This is a genomic window from Cupriavidus sp. P-10 (genome assembly GCF_003402535.2).
Classification (GTDB): Bacteria; Pseudomonadota; Gammaproteobacteria; order Burkholderiales; family Burkholderiaceae; genus Cupriavidus.
Genome location: NZ_AP025170.1, coordinates 3,494,800 through 3,509,964 on the forward strand (window position 1 = coordinate 3,494,800; position 15,165 = coordinate 3,509,964).

General features: G+C 67.3%; 18 protein-coding genes, 1 tRNA gene and 1 pseudogene. 5 read left to right on the forward strand and 15 right to left on the reverse strand.

Going from position 1 to position 15,165, the window contains the following annotated elements; all coding sequences use genetic code 11:
• Complete coding sequence (locus CTP10_RS16135) at positions 1-894, reverse strand: DODA-type extradiol aromatic ring-opening family dioxygenase (RefSeq protein WP_116319942.1); 894 nt, start codon at positions 892-894, stop codon at positions 1-3.
• A gap of 270 nt (positions 895-1,164) precedes the next feature.
• Here CTP10_RS16135 and CTP10_RS16140 point away from each other — a divergent pair, with 270 nt between their 5' ends.
• Together CTP10_RS16140 and CTP10_RS16145 are read left to right on the forward strand one after the other, a co-directional pair.
• A complete protein-coding gene (locus tag CTP10_RS16140; protein ID WP_199414596.1) occupies positions 1,165-1,521 on the forward strand; it encodes a hypothetical protein in 357 nt (118 codons plus the stop codon).
• 139 nt (positions 1,522-1,660) lie between these two features.
• Positions 1,661-2,662, forward strand: coding sequence for a hypothetical protein (locus CTP10_RS16145; RefSeq protein ID WP_233528146.1), 1,002 nt, complete (start codon positions 1,661-1,663; stop codon positions 2,660-2,662).
• Positions 2,663-2,685: 23 nt separating this feature from the next.
• Here the strand turns inward: CTP10_RS16145 and CTP10_RS16150 are convergent, their stop codons facing one another.
• On the reverse strand, positions 2,686-3,042 hold the full coding sequence (locus tag CTP10_RS16150; RefSeq protein WP_116319943.1) for a DUF2314 domain-containing protein: 357 nt from the start codon (positions 3,040-3,042) through the stop codon (positions 2,686-2,688).
• 114 nt (positions 3,043-3,156) lie between these two features.
• Here CTP10_RS16150 and CTP10_RS16155 point away from each other — a divergent pair, with 114 nt between their 5' ends.
• On the forward strand, positions 3,157-3,792 hold the full coding sequence (locus tag CTP10_RS16155) for a DNA-3-methyladenine glycosylase I (protein WP_116319944.1): 636 nt from the start codon (positions 3,157-3,159) through the stop codon (positions 3,790-3,792).
• Between the two features lie 365 nt (positions 3,793-4,157).
• Here CTP10_RS16155 and CTP10_RS16160 read toward each other — a convergent pair whose 3' ends face one another.
• Together CTP10_RS16160 and CTP10_RS16165 are read right to left on the reverse strand one after the other, a co-directional pair.
• On the reverse strand, positions 4,158-5,165 hold the full coding sequence (locus CTP10_RS16160) for a cation diffusion facilitator family transporter (RefSeq protein ID WP_116319945.1): 1,008 nt from the start codon (positions 5,163-5,165) through the stop codon (positions 4,158-4,160).
• Between the two features lie 36 nt (positions 5,166-5,201).
• Positions 5,202-5,339 (reverse strand): annotated as a pseudogene (locus tag CTP10_RS16165) (MarR family transcriptional regulator); the annotation flags it as partial.
• 320 nt (positions 5,340-5,659) lie between these two features.
• Between CTP10_RS16165 and CTP10_RS16170 the strand changes: the two are divergent.
• Entirely contained in the window at positions 5,660-5,911 is a 252-nt protein-coding gene (locus tag CTP10_RS16170; protein WP_116319946.1) for a hypothetical protein, read from the forward strand.
• A gap of 240 nt (positions 5,912-6,151) precedes the next feature.
• The gene (locus CTP10_RS16175) at positions 6,152-6,562 is read left to right on the forward strand and encodes a calcium-binding protein (protein ID WP_233528147.1); all 411 of its coding nucleotides are present in this window, start codon (positions 6,152-6,154) and stop codon (positions 6,560-6,562) included.
• An 87-nt stretch (positions 6,563-6,649) separates the two neighbouring features.
• Here CTP10_RS16175 and CTP10_RS16180 read toward each other — a convergent pair.
• The 11 genes from CTP10_RS16180 to soxC all read right to left on the reverse strand — a co-directional run bounded on the left by CTP10_RS16180 (position 6,650) and on the right by soxC (position 15,113).
• Positions 6,650-6,725, reverse strand: a tRNA-Ala gene (locus tag CTP10_RS16180).
• 84 nt (positions 6,726-6,809) lie between these two features.
• Positions 6,810-8,531, reverse strand: a complete 1,722-nt coding sequence (gene soxB / locus CTP10_RS16185) for a thiosulfohydrolase SoxB (protein WP_116319947.1) — start codon at positions 8,529-8,531, stop codon at positions 6,810-6,812.
• 57 nt (positions 8,532-8,588) lie between these two features.
• On the reverse strand, positions 8,589-9,083 hold the full coding sequence (locus CTP10_RS16190; RefSeq protein ID WP_116319948.1) for a TlpA disulfide reductase family protein: 495 nt from the start codon (positions 9,081-9,083) through the stop codon (positions 8,589-8,591).
• Between the two features lie 5 nt (positions 9,084-9,088).
• Positions 9,089-9,751, reverse strand: a complete 663-nt coding sequence (gene soxX, locus CTP10_RS16195) for a sulfur oxidation c-type cytochrome SoxX (protein ID WP_116319949.1) — start codon at positions 9,749-9,751, stop codon at positions 9,089-9,091.
• Positions 9,752-9,770: 19 nt separating this feature from the next.
• Entirely contained in the window at positions 9,771-10,598 is an 828-nt protein-coding gene (gene soxA / locus CTP10_RS16200; RefSeq protein WP_116319950.1) for a sulfur oxidation c-type cytochrome SoxA, read from the reverse strand.
• A 78-nt stretch (positions 10,599-10,676) separates the two neighbouring features.
• Positions 10,677-11,141: a DsrE family protein gene (locus tag CTP10_RS16205; protein WP_116319951.1), complete on the reverse strand. Its 465-nt coding sequence runs from the start codon at positions 11,139-11,141 to the stop codon at positions 10,677-10,679.
• A 112-nt stretch (positions 11,142-11,253) separates the two neighbouring features.
• Entirely contained in the window at positions 11,254-11,565 is a 312-nt protein-coding gene (soxZ, locus tag CTP10_RS16210; RefSeq protein ID WP_116319952.1) for a thiosulfate oxidation carrier complex protein SoxZ, read from the reverse strand.
• Positions 11,566-11,623: 58 nt separating this feature from the next.
• Complete coding sequence (gene soxY, locus CTP10_RS16215; RefSeq protein ID WP_063240926.1) at positions 11,624-12,079, reverse strand: thiosulfate oxidation carrier protein SoxY; 456 nt, start codon at positions 12,077-12,079, stop codon at positions 11,624-11,626.
• Positions 12,080-12,276: 197 nt separating this feature from the next.
• Positions 12,277-12,603, reverse strand: coding sequence for a c-type cytochrome (locus CTP10_RS16220; protein WP_035826540.1), 327 nt, complete (start codon positions 12,601-12,603; stop codon positions 12,277-12,279).
• Positions 12,604-12,730: 127 nt separating this feature from the next.
• Complete coding sequence (locus CTP10_RS16225) at positions 12,731-13,780, reverse strand: c-type cytochrome (protein ID WP_116319953.1); 1,050 nt, start codon at positions 13,778-13,780, stop codon at positions 12,731-12,733.
• Positions 13,764-15,113: a sulfite dehydrogenase gene (soxC, locus tag CTP10_RS16230; protein ID WP_116319954.1), complete on the reverse strand. Its 1,350-nt coding sequence runs from the start codon at positions 15,111-15,113 to the stop codon at positions 13,764-13,766. Before soxC ends, CTP10_RS16225 begins: the two co-directional genes overlap by 17 nt.
• Positions 15,114-15,165: the final 52 nt, after the last annotated feature.

Genomic DNA, 15,165 nt, shown 5'->3' on the forward strand with positions numbered 1-15,165 from the left:
TCAGGCTGCCGCACGCAATGGCGTGCCGGCGCCTAGTCCCTCGAACACAAAGCTGTCCATTGCCAGCACGCCGTAGGTGACCTCATCGGCCACGCAAGCCACGCTGGCCGGCGCTGGCATCGTACCTGCGGCGCCTGCGCTCCGCGGCCCCAGCGCGGCACCCAGCGCCACGTAGAACGGCAGCAGGTGCTCGTCGGTCGGGTGCGCGCGGCGGGCGTATGGGGCCTCGGCGCGGTAGTTGGCAATGCGGCCGGTGTCGCCGGTGGCCAGCGCCTCGTCCAGCGCGTCGCGCATCCAGCCGCGGAAGGCCTCGACATAGGGTTCGGCCTGCGGCCCGTGCTGGTCGGGGCGGGCGCCGCTGCCGAACACCTCCTGCAGGTTATGCGTGAAGCTGCCCGAAGCCAGCACCAGCACACCATCCTCGCGCAGAGGGGCCAGGGCACGGCCGATCTCGATCTGAATGGCGGGTGACAGGTACGGGTTCAGCGCCAGCTGCACCACCGGTACGTCAGCGTCCGGGAAGAAGTGCCGCATCGGCATCCAGGCGCCGTGGTCGAGCGGCCGCTCGTCGTCCTCGCCGACAAACCCCGCGCCTGGAATGGCAGCGGCCTCGACCAGCGCCTTGACGCGCGCGGCCAGCGCCGGCGAGCCCGGGGCATCGTAGCGCAGCGCATACAGCTCGCGCGGGAAGCCACCGAAGTCGTGCCACGCTTCCTGCCGCTCGCGGCTGCTCACCGCCAGCGTGCTGTAGATCCAGTGCGCCGACACCACCAGCACCGCGCGCGGCGGCTGCGCGCGCAGGCGCTCGCCAAGTGCGTCGAAGGCCGCGCCGGTGGGGCCGGGATCGATGGCTAGCATGGGGGAACCGTGCGAGATGAACAGTGCGGGAAGCATGGCGTCGGGTCTCATTGATCTGTGTACTTGCCATTGAGTTTGGCAAAGATCGGCCGCCGTCACGGCCCGCTTTTGCGCATCTTTCATGCAAAAAAACTGAACTGGCGCAGGTGAGGTGGGCTAGACCACACACCGCCCCAGACATGCCGGGACGCCGCCGGCGCCGCCACCCTATGATGCAGCCGAGGGGGCAAGCGCCGCGCCGGCATGCCTCTGCGCCAATGCATGACGCCGCCAGCACGCCTTGCGCGCCGGGTGGCCGGAGACATCGTGGTACCGAATCTGCTGCGCCGCACCGGGCGGCGCCTCCCCCTTCCAGCCCACTGGTGGCAGCCGGGCGTCTACGGCAGCGTGCCTGCGGTCGCGCTGTGGATCGCGGCGCGACTGCCTGCGCAATGGCTGTGGTCGCTCGCCGGCCAGCCGGATGCCGGCGAATGGCTGAACCAGGTGGGAGATACGGTGTTTGTTGCCGGCTGGGCCGGCAGCGCGCTGATGCTGTGGGTGACCCGCCACCGGCCCCCGCCGGCGGCCAGGACCGAAGTGGCGAATGTGGCGAACATGGCCAATGCGGCCGAAGCAGGCGATGCCGGCAGGCGGCAGACACCTCGCCGCCATCCGGCAGGCTGATCCTGGCCCCGCGCCCGATTCAATTCGTCGGCAACCCGATCTGAAAACTTTTGCGCAGTGCTCCCACGCCCGCCCGCGTGGCTAGAATGGCTGCTGCCTCGCGGCGCGCCGCGTAAGCCGTGTGCAAGGGGGAATGCCCATGTCCGTACGCCTGCTGACCGCCCGGCTTCGCGCCAGCCTGCGCCGCGCTGCCAGTTGGCGCGCCGTGGCGGCGACGCTCGGCTTGCTGGCCGCGGGTACCGCGCACGGCCAGGCCGGCAACGGGCTGCAGCTCGTAGGTGCCAACGTGCAGCGGCACGCCAACGCGGTGCTGTCGCTGATGGCGTATTCGGTGGTGCCTGACCTGACTTCCAGTTCGCTGTCCATCAACAACGCCAGCACCGACGATCCCGGCGTCGTCATGTCGCAGCTCGGCGGCGGCTTCACCATCAGCAAGTCGTTCCCCCTCTACCTCGAAGGCGCGATCGCCTACAGCCGCTACGATCCCACCTTCATTGCCAGCAACGGTACCGAATCGCGCGCCATCCCGACCCGCTGGAATACGTTCTCCGGCACCATCGGCATCGGCTGGGATTTCCCGATCACCGCCAACAAGGAGCTTGTGATCCGGCCGATCTTCAATTTCTCGCTGGGCAATGTCTCCAGTGACCTGTCGATCGGCAAGTTCGCGGTGGAACGCGTGACGGACCGCCAGATCAACTTCCTCGATGGCGGCAGCCTGAACGCGTACGGCCTGGGCGGCTCGTTGATGCTGGACTTGGAGCACTACCGCGAGAACTACGAGGTCGACGTCGAGCTGCGCTACACCAGCATCCACCTGCAAAGCTTCGGCGGCACGACCAGTTCAGTCACCGGCACGGCGACCGCGCAGACCGCCAACCTGTGGGCGCGCTGGCGGGCACCGACCGGCCTGTACGCGCTCGACCGGCCGGTGCGCTATGTGCTGGAGCTGTCGCATTCGCACTATTTCGGCAGCCAGGCAGGCATTCTCGGCTTCAACTACCTGACCACGCTTGGCACCGGGCTGGAGCTGGATACCAGTGCGCACGAGGTGTTCGTCACGCGGATACGGGCGGTGGTGCGCTATGTGTTCGGCAACAATGTGTCGGGGGTTTCACTGGGACTGGCGGCGAGCTTCTGACCCGCCCAGGGAGTTGGCTGCGCTCACTCCGCCTCATCCCCTTCCCGGTAGATATTGATCACATGCCTCGCCTCGAAGCAAAGCGGCATGCCCGGCGCCATATCCTCGGTGCAATACGGCTGGTTATCCAGTTCGCCGGTATAGAGGCTGCCCTCGCGCCCGGTCACGATCACCCACATCCGCTCGACATGGACCTCCTCGCTGTCGTCGTCGGCGGCGACCAGGATACGGAAGATCAGCTTGACCTGCTGGCCCGGCACCAGCGCTTCACGTTCCTCGCGGGGCGGAATCCAGAAGGTGTCGGGATGGGCGGCGGCAATGGGCTCGCCGTCGTCCAGCTCCCAGCCGTCTTCATCCAGGGTCGTCAATCGCATGTCCATTTTCAGCCTTCCGCAATGTCTCAGGTGCGGGCATGATCGCAGCAAATGCGGCGCGCCGCGAGCCAGTTGAGCGGCCGCCGCGCCGGATCCACCGAAATGGGAGAAAGGTTGCGCATGACAAGCAAGAAGGAAGCGCAGGCAGCCACGACAGCGCCGGTGCGCTGCGGCTGGTGCGGCACGCTGGAAGACTATTGCCACTACCACGACCACGAGTGGGGCTTCCCGGTCGCGGATGACCGGCGGCTGTTCGAGAAGCTGTGCCTGGAGGGTTTCCAGGCGGGCCTGAGCTGGCTGACGATCCTGCGCAAGCGCGAGGCCTTCCGCAAGGCCTTCGCCAACTTCGACATCGACAAGGTCGCCCGCTTCGGCGAGCGCGACATCCAGCGCCTGCTCGGCGATGCCGGCATCGTGCGCCACCGCGGCAAGATCGAGGCCGCCATCAACAACGCCCAGCGTGCGCGCGAACTACTGGAAACGGAATCGTCGCTGGCTGCCTATTTCTGGCGCTTCGAGCCGGATCCGGACAGCCGGCCCAAGGTGCTGACGCCCGAGGTGCTGCGCACCATGGCGGTCTCGCCCGAGTCGACGGCGCTGTCCAGGGACCTGAAGAAGCGCGGCTGGCGCTTTGTCGGGCCGACCACCATGTACGCGCTGATGCAGGCGATGGGCCTGGTTAACGACCACCAGGACGGCTGCTCGACGCGGGCGGAAGTGATACGGGCGCGCAAGGTGTTCAAGGTGCCGCGTTGACCAGCGTTAACGATGGTCCGCGCTCATCACGCGACGTATACGTCCGCCGCAAGGCGATGCATTGTTCAGCGCCTGACCGATGCGGTCGATGCAACGGTCCTTGTGATGGTTTTTATATTGTTTACATATGTAAACATAGTAGTAGTAGGTAAACCAGTCACTGCGCCGTGGATAAGTCACCTTTTCCCTTTCGCCTCAAGGACTTGCAAGAAAGATAACCACGGCGGCAGCACATGCGTATACGTGGATAGCCGGGCGCTTGCGTATACGTCCGCGACGGCGGCGCGATTGTTGTTCGTATACGTCCCACAGCGCACCCCCAGGCGGGACACAGCTTGTCCGGCGAGTTATCCCCAGGTGCGGGCCTAGATGTCCACAGCCGCCTGGCCGGCGGCGGCGGTTCTGGTGGAGGCCCCTGCGGCGTATGCGGGATTAACCTGCGCGGGATTAACCTGCGCGGGATCGACGTGCGTCATCACGTTGAGCACGTGATGGTGTTCGAGCGCGCGGCGCCGTGCCTCGACCGCGATCGCATGGCCCTGCGCCACGGTCAGGGTGCCGTCGATCTCCAGGTGCACGTCGACCAGCACCTGGTCGCCCATCTTGCGCGTACGCAGGTCATGCAGGCCCTGCACACCCGGCGTGCCGAGCAGGGTCGCCTCGATCGCTGCGACGGTTTCTTCGTCGGCGGCACGGTCCATCAGGTCGTTGAGCGCGTCCCAGCCGAAGCGCAGGCCCATGCGCGCCACCATCAGCCCGACCACGATCGCCGCCACCGGGTCCAGCAAGTGATAGCCGAGCAGGTTGCCGCCGATGCCCAGCGCCACCACCAGCGACGAGGCCGCGTCGGAACGCGCATGCCAGGCATTGGCGACCAGCATGCCGGAACGCACGCGCCGCGCCACCGCCAGCATGTAGCGGAACAGCAGTTCCTTGGCAACCAGCGTGGCCAGCGCCACCCACAGCGCCAGCGCCTGTACCGGCTGGGCGCCGCCGGGGTGCTGCAACTTGCCGACCGCGGCCCACAGCATGCCCGCGCCGACTGCCAGCAGCAGCCCGCCCAGCGCCAGCGACGCCGCGGTTTCGAAACGGAGGTGGCCGTACTGGTGGTCGCCGTCGGGATCCTTGCGGCTCTGCCAGGCGGCCAGCAGCACCACGAAGTCGGAGAGCAGGTCGGACAGTGAGTGCGCTGCGTCGGCCAGCAGCGCTTGCGAGCCGGCGAGCAGGCCTGCGGCGCCCTGCGCCGCAGTCAGCACGATATTGACCCCCACGCTGACCAGCGTGCAGCGCCGGCCCGCGCGGTGGCGCGCGTCGGCTTCGGCCGCGGTCGCGGCGGTGGTGTCGTCGGGCAGGCTGGCTGATTGGGATTGCATGGGTTCACGTCGCACGGGTCAGCGCTCCACCGCGGCCGCCAGGTAAGCCAGCGCGCGGCATTGCGTGCGCGTCAGGTCCAGCGTGGACTTCGGCAGGTCGTCGAAGCGCTTGCCGCAGAGCCGCCCGACATCGGTGACCAGGAAGCCAGAGCGTTTTTCGGATTCCGATTCCATCGCGCGACTATAGCCCAGGAAGGCACCCACGATGCCGACCGGGAGACGCGGGCGCCCCACTGGCGTTGCCGCCCTGCCCGGCCGTCATGCTGGCACGGGCCCGCTGTGGCAGGCCGGAGATCGCCAGCCGTGCTTGGTCACCGACGATATTTCCTCCATCGCGGCCAGCATGTGCCCTCTTTTGTAGCCGATCTTGCCGCACGGCGTGGCAGTTCCGACTGCAATCGTGCCGATTTCGTAACAGCGCTGGCGAAGTTCATGCGACGCTCTTACCGTAGTCAGTGACCGGCCTGCCGGTCACTGCAAGGAGGGCCTTTACGATGGCGATTCGGTCACTTGCCTCGCACAGCACGTCGCAACTGCGCCGCCTGGTCGGCCAGATGCAGGCGGAAGTCGATGCACTGGAACAACTGTCCACCTCCGATGCCGATGCGCAAAGCCGGCTCGGCTATGCCACTGCGCGGCTGCGCGACGGCATCGAGGCCGTGGAAGACGCGCTGCAGTCGCTGCGCGCGCTGCAACAAGTAAGGCCTTCGGCGATGAAAGCCCGGCGGCCGACGCGGGTGGCGTAGGACGGCGGGCTTTCATTGCCGAGGGCGTCCGACTTCGGCTCAGCCCGATTGACCGCCGACGGCGCATCCGGAACGCGTGCCCGTCTTGCGGCACGCCGCCATCAAACGATTCAATCGGCTTCAGAAAAGATTGAATTCTGCCGAACAGTCGCCGCTGCTAGAGTGCCCCTTGCCACCCGGGCCAGAAGCCAGGCCATCGACACGGGCCGGCTATTCCAAGACACAAGCGAGGAGACTTTGATGACGAAACGCGTACTGGTGACCGGCGCCCTGTTGACTGCCGTGTTCTTCGCCGGGCAGGCCGGCGCCCAGCAACAGCCGCAGGCACAACCGGCGCAACCGGCACAGCCCGCACAGCCCGCACAGCCCGCACAGCCCGCACAGCCCGCACAAGCGGCGCAGCCACGGAAGCCGATGACTGCCCAGGAGATGAAGGCGGCGTTTGCGGAAAAATTCAAGGCCGCCGATGCCGACCACGACGGCAAGCTGACCCGCCAGGAAGCCGAGGCCGGCATGCCCGAGGTGGCGAAGAACTTCGACAAGATCGACCGCAAGAAGACCGGCTATGTCACGCAGAAGCAGGTCGGCTCTTACGCTGTCGCCAGGGCCAAGCAGCGCAAGACGGCGCAGGATCCCAGTTCGCTGAACTGACGGCTGGCCCCGGTCTACTGGTGGGGGCCCAAAGCAAAACAACGCTCGGCATCGTGAGATGCCGAGCGTTGTTTTTGTATGGAATCCTGGTGGACCGAAGGAGGATCGAACTCCCGACCTCTGCATTGCGAACGCAGCGCTCTCCCAGCTGAGCTATCGGCCCGTCGCGAGGATTGTAGCCTACTTCGCCGGCCGCCTTCAATCCTCGGCGGCCACCATGAGGACGCCGCGCAACATCGCCGGCAAGTCAGGCGGCGATGCCGGGGTTGCCGTCCATGCCACGGACCGTGGGCAGGTTCAGCGGCCGTGCGCTGACTTCCTTCGTGCTGCGCAGCCACTGCGCCATCACGTCCCAGATGGGTGCGCCGCCGTTGTTGCGCGCCTCCTCGGCCACCGGCGCCCAGCCTGCCACCTTGTAGGTCTTGCCCACCTCCAGCGGCTTGCCGGCCAGGCGCATGGCGGTGATGCGCTTGCCCATGCCGGCGTTGGGATCGATGGTGTACTGCAGGCCGCCGACGCGCACCATGTCGCCGCCCTGCTGGTAGTACGGATCGGGGTTGAACAGGTTGTCGGCGACGTCTTCCAGGATGGTCTTGATGGTCTCGCCGCTCATCGCCGTCACGGTCGTGTACGGGTAGGTGATGGCGGTCTGGTCCATCAGGTGTTCCATGGTAATGGCCTGGCCCGGCAGCAGCGTGGTGCCCCAGCGAAAGCCCGGCGAGAACGCGATCTGCGCGCCCTGCACCTGCATCAGGCCGTCCAGGATCAGTTGGTCAAACGTGCCGTTGAAATTGCCGCGGCGGTACAGCACGCCACGGTTGACGGCGAGGACTTCGGACAGCTTCTGTTCATACGGCGCCCGTACCTGCTTGATGAGCGCGTCCATCGCCGGGTCGGCCGGCAGGTAGTTGGCGAACACCGGCAGCAGCCGGTAGCGGAAATCCGCCACCTTGCCGCCCTTCACGTCAAAATCCAGTACGCCCAGGAACTTGCCGTTGGAGCCGGCATTGGTCACCAGCGTGGTCCCGCCGGCGTTCTTCACCGCCACTGGCCTGGGCACGCCGTCATGGGTGTGGCCGCCGAGGATGGCGTCCAGCCCGCGCACGCGCGAGGCCAGCTTCAGGTCGACGTCCATGCCGTTGTGCGACAGCAGCACCACTGCCTGCGCGCCTTTGCCGCGCGCCTCGGCGATGACGTGCTGCAGGTTTTCTTCCTGGATGCCGAAGGTCCAGTCGGGCACGAAATAGCGCGGGTTGGCGATCGGCGTGTACGGAAAGGCCTGGCCGATGATGGCCACCGGCACGCCGTTGATCTCGCGGATCACGTAAGGATCGAACACCGGGTCGCCGAAGTCGTTGGTCTTGATGTTCTGCGCGAGGAAGGCAACCTTGCCCTTGAAGTCCTTGTCGACAATCTCCTTGACACGGTCTGCGCCGAGCGTCATTTCCCAGTGCGGAGTCATCACGTCGACGCCGAGCGCCAGCGCCGCATCGACCATGTCCTGCCCCTTGGTCCACAGCGCCGTGGCCGAGCCCTGCCAGGTATCGCCGCCATCGAGCAGCAGCGCGCCCGGCCGCCCCGCCTTGAGCCGCTTCACCAGCGTGGCCAGGTGCGCAAACCCGCCGACCTTGCCGTAGCGGCGCGCGGCCTCGTTGAAATCTAGATAGGTGAACGCATGCGCCTGCGGCGTGCCGGGGCGGATGCCGTAGTGGCGCAGCAACGCGTCACCGACCAGGTGCGGCGGCTTGCCGGCGTAGTCGCCGATGCCGAGGTTGACGTTGGGTTCGCGGAAATACACCGGCCGCAGCTGCGCGTGGCAGTCAGTGAAATGCAGCAGGTGGACGTTGCCGAAGCGCGGCACGTCGTACATCGACTCGGCGGCCTGCGCGGCGTGCGCGTCGTGGTGGGGGAAAGTCATGCCGCCGGCGCCGGCGATGGCCAGCACCTGCAGGAACTCGCGTCGGTTCATGTCTCTTCCTGTGGATAAGTGCGTGCCGGTGGGCGCGTGGCGTCCGGCATCGCATCGCTATGGCTTCGCGTAACGCTCCAGCGCGGCCACGTCGTCTTCGAGCATCTCGCCCACTTCCTTCTGCACCACGCGCCCGCGCGCGTCGATCACGTACAGCTCGGGCAGGCCTTTGCGCTTGCCGAACACGGCCTGCAGCGCGGCGGAATCCATCGTCGCCGGGAAGGTGTAGCCGCGCTTCTTCATGTAGTCGGCGGCTTCGCGCGGGTCCTTGTCGATGCTGATGGCCAGCACCTGCAGCGGCGTGCCGCGCGTGCGTTCGTACAGCTTCTGCAGGCGCGGGTTCTGCATCGCGCAGAACGGGCACCACGAGGCCCAGTATTCGACCACCAGCGGCTTGCCGGCCAGCGTTGCGGCGCGCAGCGTGCGGCCGTCGAGCGTCTGCACGTCGGGCAGGCGCACGGTGTCACCCACTTCCAGCGCGGCGGCGCCACCTGCGGCGCTGGCCAGGCCAGCGGCCAGCAGCCAGCGCAGCAGCACGGCACGCGCGCGCATCGGGCTTACTGGTTGACCGGCGAGGCCGGGTCGAGCAGCAGCGCCATCACGTCGCGGATCTGGGCTTCGGTCAGGATGCCCTTGTGGCCGAAGCGCGGCATGTTGGAGCAGGCGGAGTAGGCGTTCGAATCCCAGATCTTGCCCCAGGTGTACCTGACCACTTCCTGCGAGTTGCCGCGCAGCTTGCCGTACTGGTACAGCGACGGGCCGATATTGCCGAACGAGATCTCGGCCTTGGTCATCTGGTGGCAGGCGTAGCAGTTGCCGCCGTTGGTGCCGCCGACCTGGTCGGTGAACTGCATGCCGCGGCCGTTCTGGGCGACCTTCTCGCCTTCCTTCCAGTCACCGAGCCAGTTGCTGTCGGCGGGATATTTCACCTGCTTGAGCTCGGCGGCCTCGATCTTCTTCGCCAGCTTGTCCGGCACCTTGCTGCGGTCGGGGTACTGGCTGCAGGCCTGCTGCATGGTGTCCTGGTTCAGCACGCCTTCCACGGTGGCCGGGCCCCTGGAGGAAAACGAGTCCTCGATCAGGTGCTTCATGTCGGCGTTGCTGACGGCGGCGGGCTTGCCCTTGGCGGGGCGGGCCTTGGCGTTGTCCTGTGCGTGCGCACCGGTTGCCACCAGGGTAGCCAGCGCGGCGATGGCGAGCGCCTTGTATTGTCGTTGCATGTTGTCTCTCCCGTACTGGTCAGCGCTTCATCGCCGGGCCATCGTAGGTGCCGCCGTTGGCGTTCTTGGCCAGGAACATGGTCAGCGCGGTGATCACGTCCGAGCCATAGGCGGGTTCGGGAAAGCGTTGCTGGCGCAGGCAGTCGTACAGGCGGTGCTGCATCGAGCGGACCTCGCCCTGCGACACGCGGTAGGCGGGCCACGTGGTGTAGGCCGCCTGCGCGCCCTTGTCTGTCAACAGGTTGGGCAGGTCCTGCAGGCGGATGCGCTGGCCGTCGACCGCGTGGCAGGTGGCGCAGGCGAAGTCATAGGCGCCGCCGCGGTAGAAGAACATTTTCTGGCCGAGGGCGTAGGTGCGCTTCTCTTCCGGATGATTGAGCTGCACGTTCATCTTCACGCCGCGCGATTCGCCGGTCAGGTACGCAACCAGGCGCTCGATGTCGGACGGCTTGCCCGACGCGGAGAACGGATTCTTCGTCGCCTCTTCCCTGGTCAACCCCTGCAGCGTCGTGCGGCACCAGGCCAGCCGCTGCTCCAGGTCCATCACCTTGTCGGCGTCCTTGAAGTAGCGCGGCAGCTCGGCGTAGGCGCCCTTGGTCACGCCCGGGCCCTTGCCCAGGTCGCACTGTTCGAGCGAGACGTTCTTGGGGCCGGCCGGCTTTTTCCACAGTTCTTCGCCGGCGGCTTCCCACAGCTCGGCGGGATTGCCTTCGGCCAGCATCTGGCGGTACTTGGCGATTTCGTCGGCGGTGCTGCCCTGCGCATGCACGGCGGCGGCGCCGGCAACTGCCGCGGTGGCGGCCGTGGCCAGCGCGGCGCGCCGGACCAGGCTTCGGATCGATTTCATGGGGCTTCTCCTCGCGGCCGCGCCTTTCGGGACGGGCCGTTCTTCTCTTGTCTTGCCTTCAGACCGCGCCAGCCCGGCTCAGGGCTTGATATAGGCGTAGCCTTCCTCGGCCTGCAGGCGGGCAATCTCGACCACGCCAGCCTGTACCACCTTTGCTTCCATCAACAGCTGCGATTCGGTAATCCTGCGCGCGGTCAGCGTATTGCGGCACACGCGGAACTCCACGCCTTCTGCGGCCAGCGCGCCAACCGGGCTTTCGAAGCTGTTGCCGCGCGCATCCTTGGCGCCTTCGACCAGGAAATCGATGCCATAGCCGAACGCGACCACCACGATCCTGGTGCCGGGGGCGCCATTCAGGTGGTTGCGCAGGTTGCCCATCGCGCGCACGGCCTGGTCAATGCCTTCCGACAGCTGGTACACCACCTTCACGCGCCCGCCCTTGCCGGCACCGGCCGGCGCCGACTGGCCGGACTGTGCAGAGGCCCTGGCCGCCAGGCCGATGGCGGCCAGGGCCGCCGATGCTCGAATAAATGCTCGCCGCATAATGCTCCTTCCGTCCGGGTCCGTCCCGGCATTCCGCCCCGAACCTTAGCAGAGGACGGCGCGGCCTGCCGGCGACATCCCGGCCGTAACCCGGGACCAGGATCGGGCAGCGTCAGGCGATGGTCGCTTCGTCGGTGCGCTTGTCGCCCTTGTTGTCGACCCAGGTCACGGTGACCTTGTCGCCCTTGGCGCCGCCCTTGAACTTGAAGTTCAGGAACGGGTCCTTGGACACCGCCGGCCCGAACTGGGCGCGGAACACTTCCTTGCCCTTGCACTGTGTGGTCACGGTCTGGATATGCCAGGCCGGGATGACCTTGCCGGACGCATCCTTGCGCTGGCCGGTCTCCATGTCGTGCTTCATCAGGATCTTTACATCAACCACGCCGCCGTTCTCGGTGGCGCGTACGCGCATCGGGTCTGCCATGTGTTTCTCCGGTTGCAGTTGGCGGAAATCTTGGTTACGGGGATAAGGGGGGCCGGCCTCAGCCGCCGCAGCCGCCCAGCGTGACCTTGATTTCCTTCGATGCCACGTACCACTTGCCGCCGGCCTTGACCGCGGCGTGCACCACCGAGGTCTGGCCCATCTTCACGCGCGTGGAGACGAACGGCTCGGTGCCGGCCGGGATGATGAAATCGGCGGCCAGGGTATTGGGGTTCTTTTCCACCAGGATCGCGATCTGCTCGGTATCCGGGATGGTGCTGGTCACGGCCACCGGCACCACGGCGCCGTTCTCGGCGATGTCGGGGGCGTTAAAGGTGATGGCGGTGCTTTTCTCGGTGCCGCTGCCGCCAAGTGCCTTGATCACGTCGGCAACGCTCTTGCCGTCAAAGGCGGTCTTGTTCCATTCGGCCGCCTGCGCTTCGCTGATCAGGCCGGTGGCGGCCATCAGCGACAGGACAGCGGTGACCCGCAGCACTTCTCGTCGTTTCGAATTCATTTCTTATCTCTCCGGCTACTCCGTCCCAATCGGCTTGCGTCCGCTTTGGCGGTACTCGTTGGTGTGTCCTGCTTGTGTCGTGCTTGTGCCCTGCTTGCGGCCGGTACATTGCCGGCCGCTGGATCTGTCCAGGTCGGGTCGGCTTGCGCCGTCCGGCCCGTTGCATCGGTGGACTGCCCGCGCGGGGCGGTCAGGCTTTACTTGGCGGGCGCGCCTGCGAGCACCCACTCGACCACGGTCTTCAGGTCGGCGTCGCTGATGGCGGCGTTGGCCGGCATCGGCACCGGGCCCCAGACGCCCGAACCACCGCTCTTGACCTTCTTGCTCAGGGTCGCGAGGGCGTTCTTGTCGCCCTTGTACTTGGTGGCGACTTCCTTGTAGGAAGGACCGACCAGCTTCTTGTCGACCTGGTGGCAACCCATGCAGGCGTTCTTGTTGGCGATTTCCTGTGCCTTGGCGGCATCGACCGCGTGGGCCGATGCGGCGGCGCCCAGCATCAGCGCTGCGATGACAAACTGCTTCATTGTTAAGCTCTCCAAGCTCTGTAAAGCCGTGGGGACGGCAAAGGCCGCTCGGCGTACTGCAAGGACTGCAAGCTGCTTCGCGGCACACACCGGCCGCCGCCTCGGGGGCACTGCGGCGGCCAGCCCGCTATTTTGCCTCAAGAATCCACCCCACCATGGCATGGACGTCCGAATCGGGGATCTGCGGCTGCGGCGGCATCGGCACGCTGCCCCAGGCGCCCTGCCCGCCTGCCTTGACCTTCCTGGCCAGCGCGGCGTGCGCGTCCTGGCCCTTGTACTTGCCTGCGATATCCGCGAAGGACGGGCCGACCAGCTTCCGGTCCGTCGCATGGCAGGCCACGCACTGGTACTGGCTGGCCAGCCTGGCGCCAGCCGGCGCGGGCGCTGGAGCGGCGGATGCGGCACCCGCTGGCGCTGCGCCATGGGCCGCAACCCCGCGCACCGGGCCGAAGCCGCGCTGCTGCTGCGCCAGGTCGCCATGCGTGTCATGGGCATAGTCCGGCATCGCCGAGGCGATCGCGACCTGGCCAGCGCAGTCCTTCATGCAGGCGGTATTGCGCGTGTCCGGGCGGCCGCGTCCCGGCCACAAGCCGTGGTCGGTGGTCATGCCGTCGCGGTTGGGCATGCGCCGCTGCACGGTGGCGATATTGGCGTCGGACAACGTGAAGTCCGCCGGCACGATCTCGCCCAGGTTCAGCAGGTAGGCGGTGACGGCATAGACCTCGTTGACGGACAGGCTCTTGGGCGCGTTCCACGGCATGGCGCGGTGGATGTAGTCCCACAGCGTGCTGACCGTGCTGACCTTCATCAGTGTGGTGCGGTAGGGCTGGTTGCCGGTCATGGCGGCGACGCGGCCGCGCTTGATGTCCTCGGCCGTGGTGCCGCCGACGAGCGGCGTGAAGATCTCGTTGGACTCGCCGAAATCGCCGTGGCAGGACGCGCACTTCCCGTCCCAGACCTTCTGCCCTTGCGCCACGGTGCCGCTGCCCTTGGGCAGGCCCTTGAAGTCCGGGCGGACGTCGATGTCCCAGGCGGCCACTTCGGCCGGGGTAGCGGTGCGGCCAATTGCCGCACGGGCCTCGGCCGTGCCGGCGGCCCAGGACGGCGCCGCGCAGGCCGCGGCCAGCGCCAGCGTTGACACCAGCAAGGCGGTGCGGCGCTCAGCCCACATGGACATTGGACACCTCGCCGCCTGCCGCCACCTGCCAGCTCTGGATGGCGTTGTTGTGATAGATCGAGCGCGTGCCGCGCACCGCGCGCAACTGCGCCATCTTCGGCTGCACGTAGCCGGTCTCGTCGATGGCGCGGCTCTGCAGGATGACGGGACTGCCATCCCAGACCCAGTCCAGGTTGAAGCGCGTCAGGCACTTCGACAGCACCGGCGATTCCAGCCGCGCGGTGCGCCAGTTACGGCCGCCGTCGGTCGACACATCGACCCGCCGGATGCGCCCGCGCCCCGACCACGCCAGCCCGCTGATGTTGTAGAAGCCCTTGCCCACCAGTTGCTGTCCGCCCGAGGGTGTGGTGATCACCGACTTGCACTCCTGGATCGAGGTGTACTGGCGCAGCTTGCCGTCCGGCATCATGTCCACGTAGTGGATGGTCTCGTCCTTGGCGTTCCACGGCTGGTCGCCCACCTCCAGCCGGCGCAGCCACTTGACCCACGACACGCCCTGCACGCCCGGCACCACCAGCCGCAGCGGGTAGCCGTTCTCGGGTCGCAGCATCTCGCCGTTCATGCCCCAGGCCACGATGATCTCGTCGGCCAGTGCCATTGGGATGGTGCGCGTCATCGACGAGCCCTCGCCGCCCTCGGCGAGCAGGTAGCGGCCGCGGCGCAGGTCGGCGCCGGCGTCGTCCAGCAGCACCCTGAGCGGCACGCCGGTGAATTCGCAGCAGGACAGCATGCCGTGGGTGTACTGGACCGTGGGCACGGCCACGTTGCCCCACTCCATGCCGGTATTGGCCCCGCACTCGATGAAATGCATGCGCGACACCGCCGGCAGGCGCATCAGATCGTCCATGGTGTAGACGCGCGGCGTGCGCACCAGGCCGTTGATCATCAGGCGGTGGCGGGCCGGGTCGATATCGTGCCAGCCCTGGTGATGGCGCTCGAAATGCAGGCCGTTGGGGGTGATGATGCCGAAGAAGCCCTGCAGCGGCGCGAAGGCGACCGACGCCGCGGCCACGCGCGTCAGGCCCGGCGACTCGCGCCGTATCAGGTTCTTTTCATGGACCGAAGGCTGCCCATAGGGCCGCGCCGCGACCGGCTGCCCGAGCGAAGTGGCCCAGGGCTGCGGCTCCAGGATGGCGGGATCGCCGTCCGCCGCCAGCGCGCGCCGGCCGGCGGTGGCGGCGGCGATACCTGCCGCGGCGCCCAGGAAGCTCTTGCGCAGGAAGTCGCGCCGCGGCGCGTCCAGGCCGTGCCGGCCGATGTCCTGCTGCAGCGATGCGCTGACGAAGTGCTCGGGCGCGGGCACGATGCGCCCGGGCCGGTTCCGTTCCTGCAATGCCGTCTCCTCCGGCAGCTTGCGTGCGTGGGGGCCGCGCTGCCTGTTATTC

What these genes read in the sequence shown, in the direction of transcription:
- CTP10_RS16135 (WP_116319942.1), bottom strand. Translation starts at nt 894, where the DNA reads ATGCTTCCCGCACTGTTCATCTCGCACGGTTCCCCCATGCTAGCCATC.
- CTP10_RS16145 (WP_233528146.1), top strand. Translation starts at nt 1,661, where the DNA reads ATGTCCGTACGCCTGCTGACCGCCCGGCTTCGCGCCAGCCTGCGCCGC.
- CTP10_RS16150 (WP_116319943.1), bottom strand. Translation starts at nt 3,042, where the DNA reads ATGGACATGCGATTGACGACCCTGGATGAAGACGGCTGGGAGCTGGAC.
- CTP10_RS16155 (WP_116319944.1), top strand. Translation starts at nt 3,157, where the DNA reads ATGACAAGCAAGAAGGAAGCGCAGGCAGCCACGACAGCGCCGGTGCGC.
- CTP10_RS16160 (WP_116319945.1), bottom strand. Translation starts at nt 5,165, where the DNA reads ATGCAATCCCAATCAGCCAGCCTGCCCGACGACACCACCGCCGCGACC.
- CTP10_RS16170 (WP_116319946.1), top strand. Translation starts at nt 5,660, where the DNA reads ATGGCGATTCGGTCACTTGCCTCGCACAGCACGTCGCAACTGCGCCGC.
- CTP10_RS16175 (WP_233528147.1), top strand. Translation starts at nt 6,152, where the DNA reads ATGACGAAACGCGTACTGGTGACCGGCGCCCTGTTGACTGCCGTGTTC.
- soxB (WP_116319947.1), bottom strand. Translation starts at nt 8,531, where the DNA reads ATGAACCGACGCGAGTTCCTGCAGGTGCTGGCCATCGCCGGCGCCGGC.
- CTP10_RS16190 (WP_116319948.1), bottom strand. Translation starts at nt 9,083, where the DNA reads ATGCGCGCGCGTGCCGTGCTGCTGCGCTGGCTGCTGGCCGCTGGCCTG.
- soxX (WP_116319949.1), bottom strand. Translation starts at nt 9,751, where the DNA reads ATGCAACGACAATACAAGGCGCTCGCCATCGCCGCGCTGGCTACCCTG.
- soxA (WP_116319950.1), bottom strand. Translation starts at nt 10,598, where the DNA reads ATGAAATCGATCCGAAGCCTGGTCCGGCGCGCCGCGCTGGCCACGGCC.
- CTP10_RS16205 (WP_116319951.1), bottom strand. Translation starts at nt 11,141, where the DNA reads ATGCGGCGAGCATTTATTCGAGCATCGGCGGCCCTGGCCGCCATCGGC.
- soxZ (WP_116319952.1), bottom strand. Translation starts at nt 11,565, where the DNA reads ATGGCAGACCCGATGCGCGTACGCGCCACCGAGAACGGCGGCGTGGTT.
- soxY (WP_063240926.1), bottom strand. Translation starts at nt 12,079, where the DNA reads ATGAATTCGAAACGACGAGAAGTGCTGCGGGTCACCGCTGTCCTGTCG.
- CTP10_RS16220 (WP_035826540.1), bottom strand. Translation starts at nt 12,603, where the DNA reads ATGAAGCAGTTTGTCATCGCAGCGCTGATGCTGGGCGCCGCCGCATCG.
- CTP10_RS16225 (WP_116319953.1), bottom strand. Translation starts at nt 13,780, where the DNA reads ATGTCCATGTGGGCTGAGCGCCGCACCGCCTTGCTGGTGTCAACGCTG.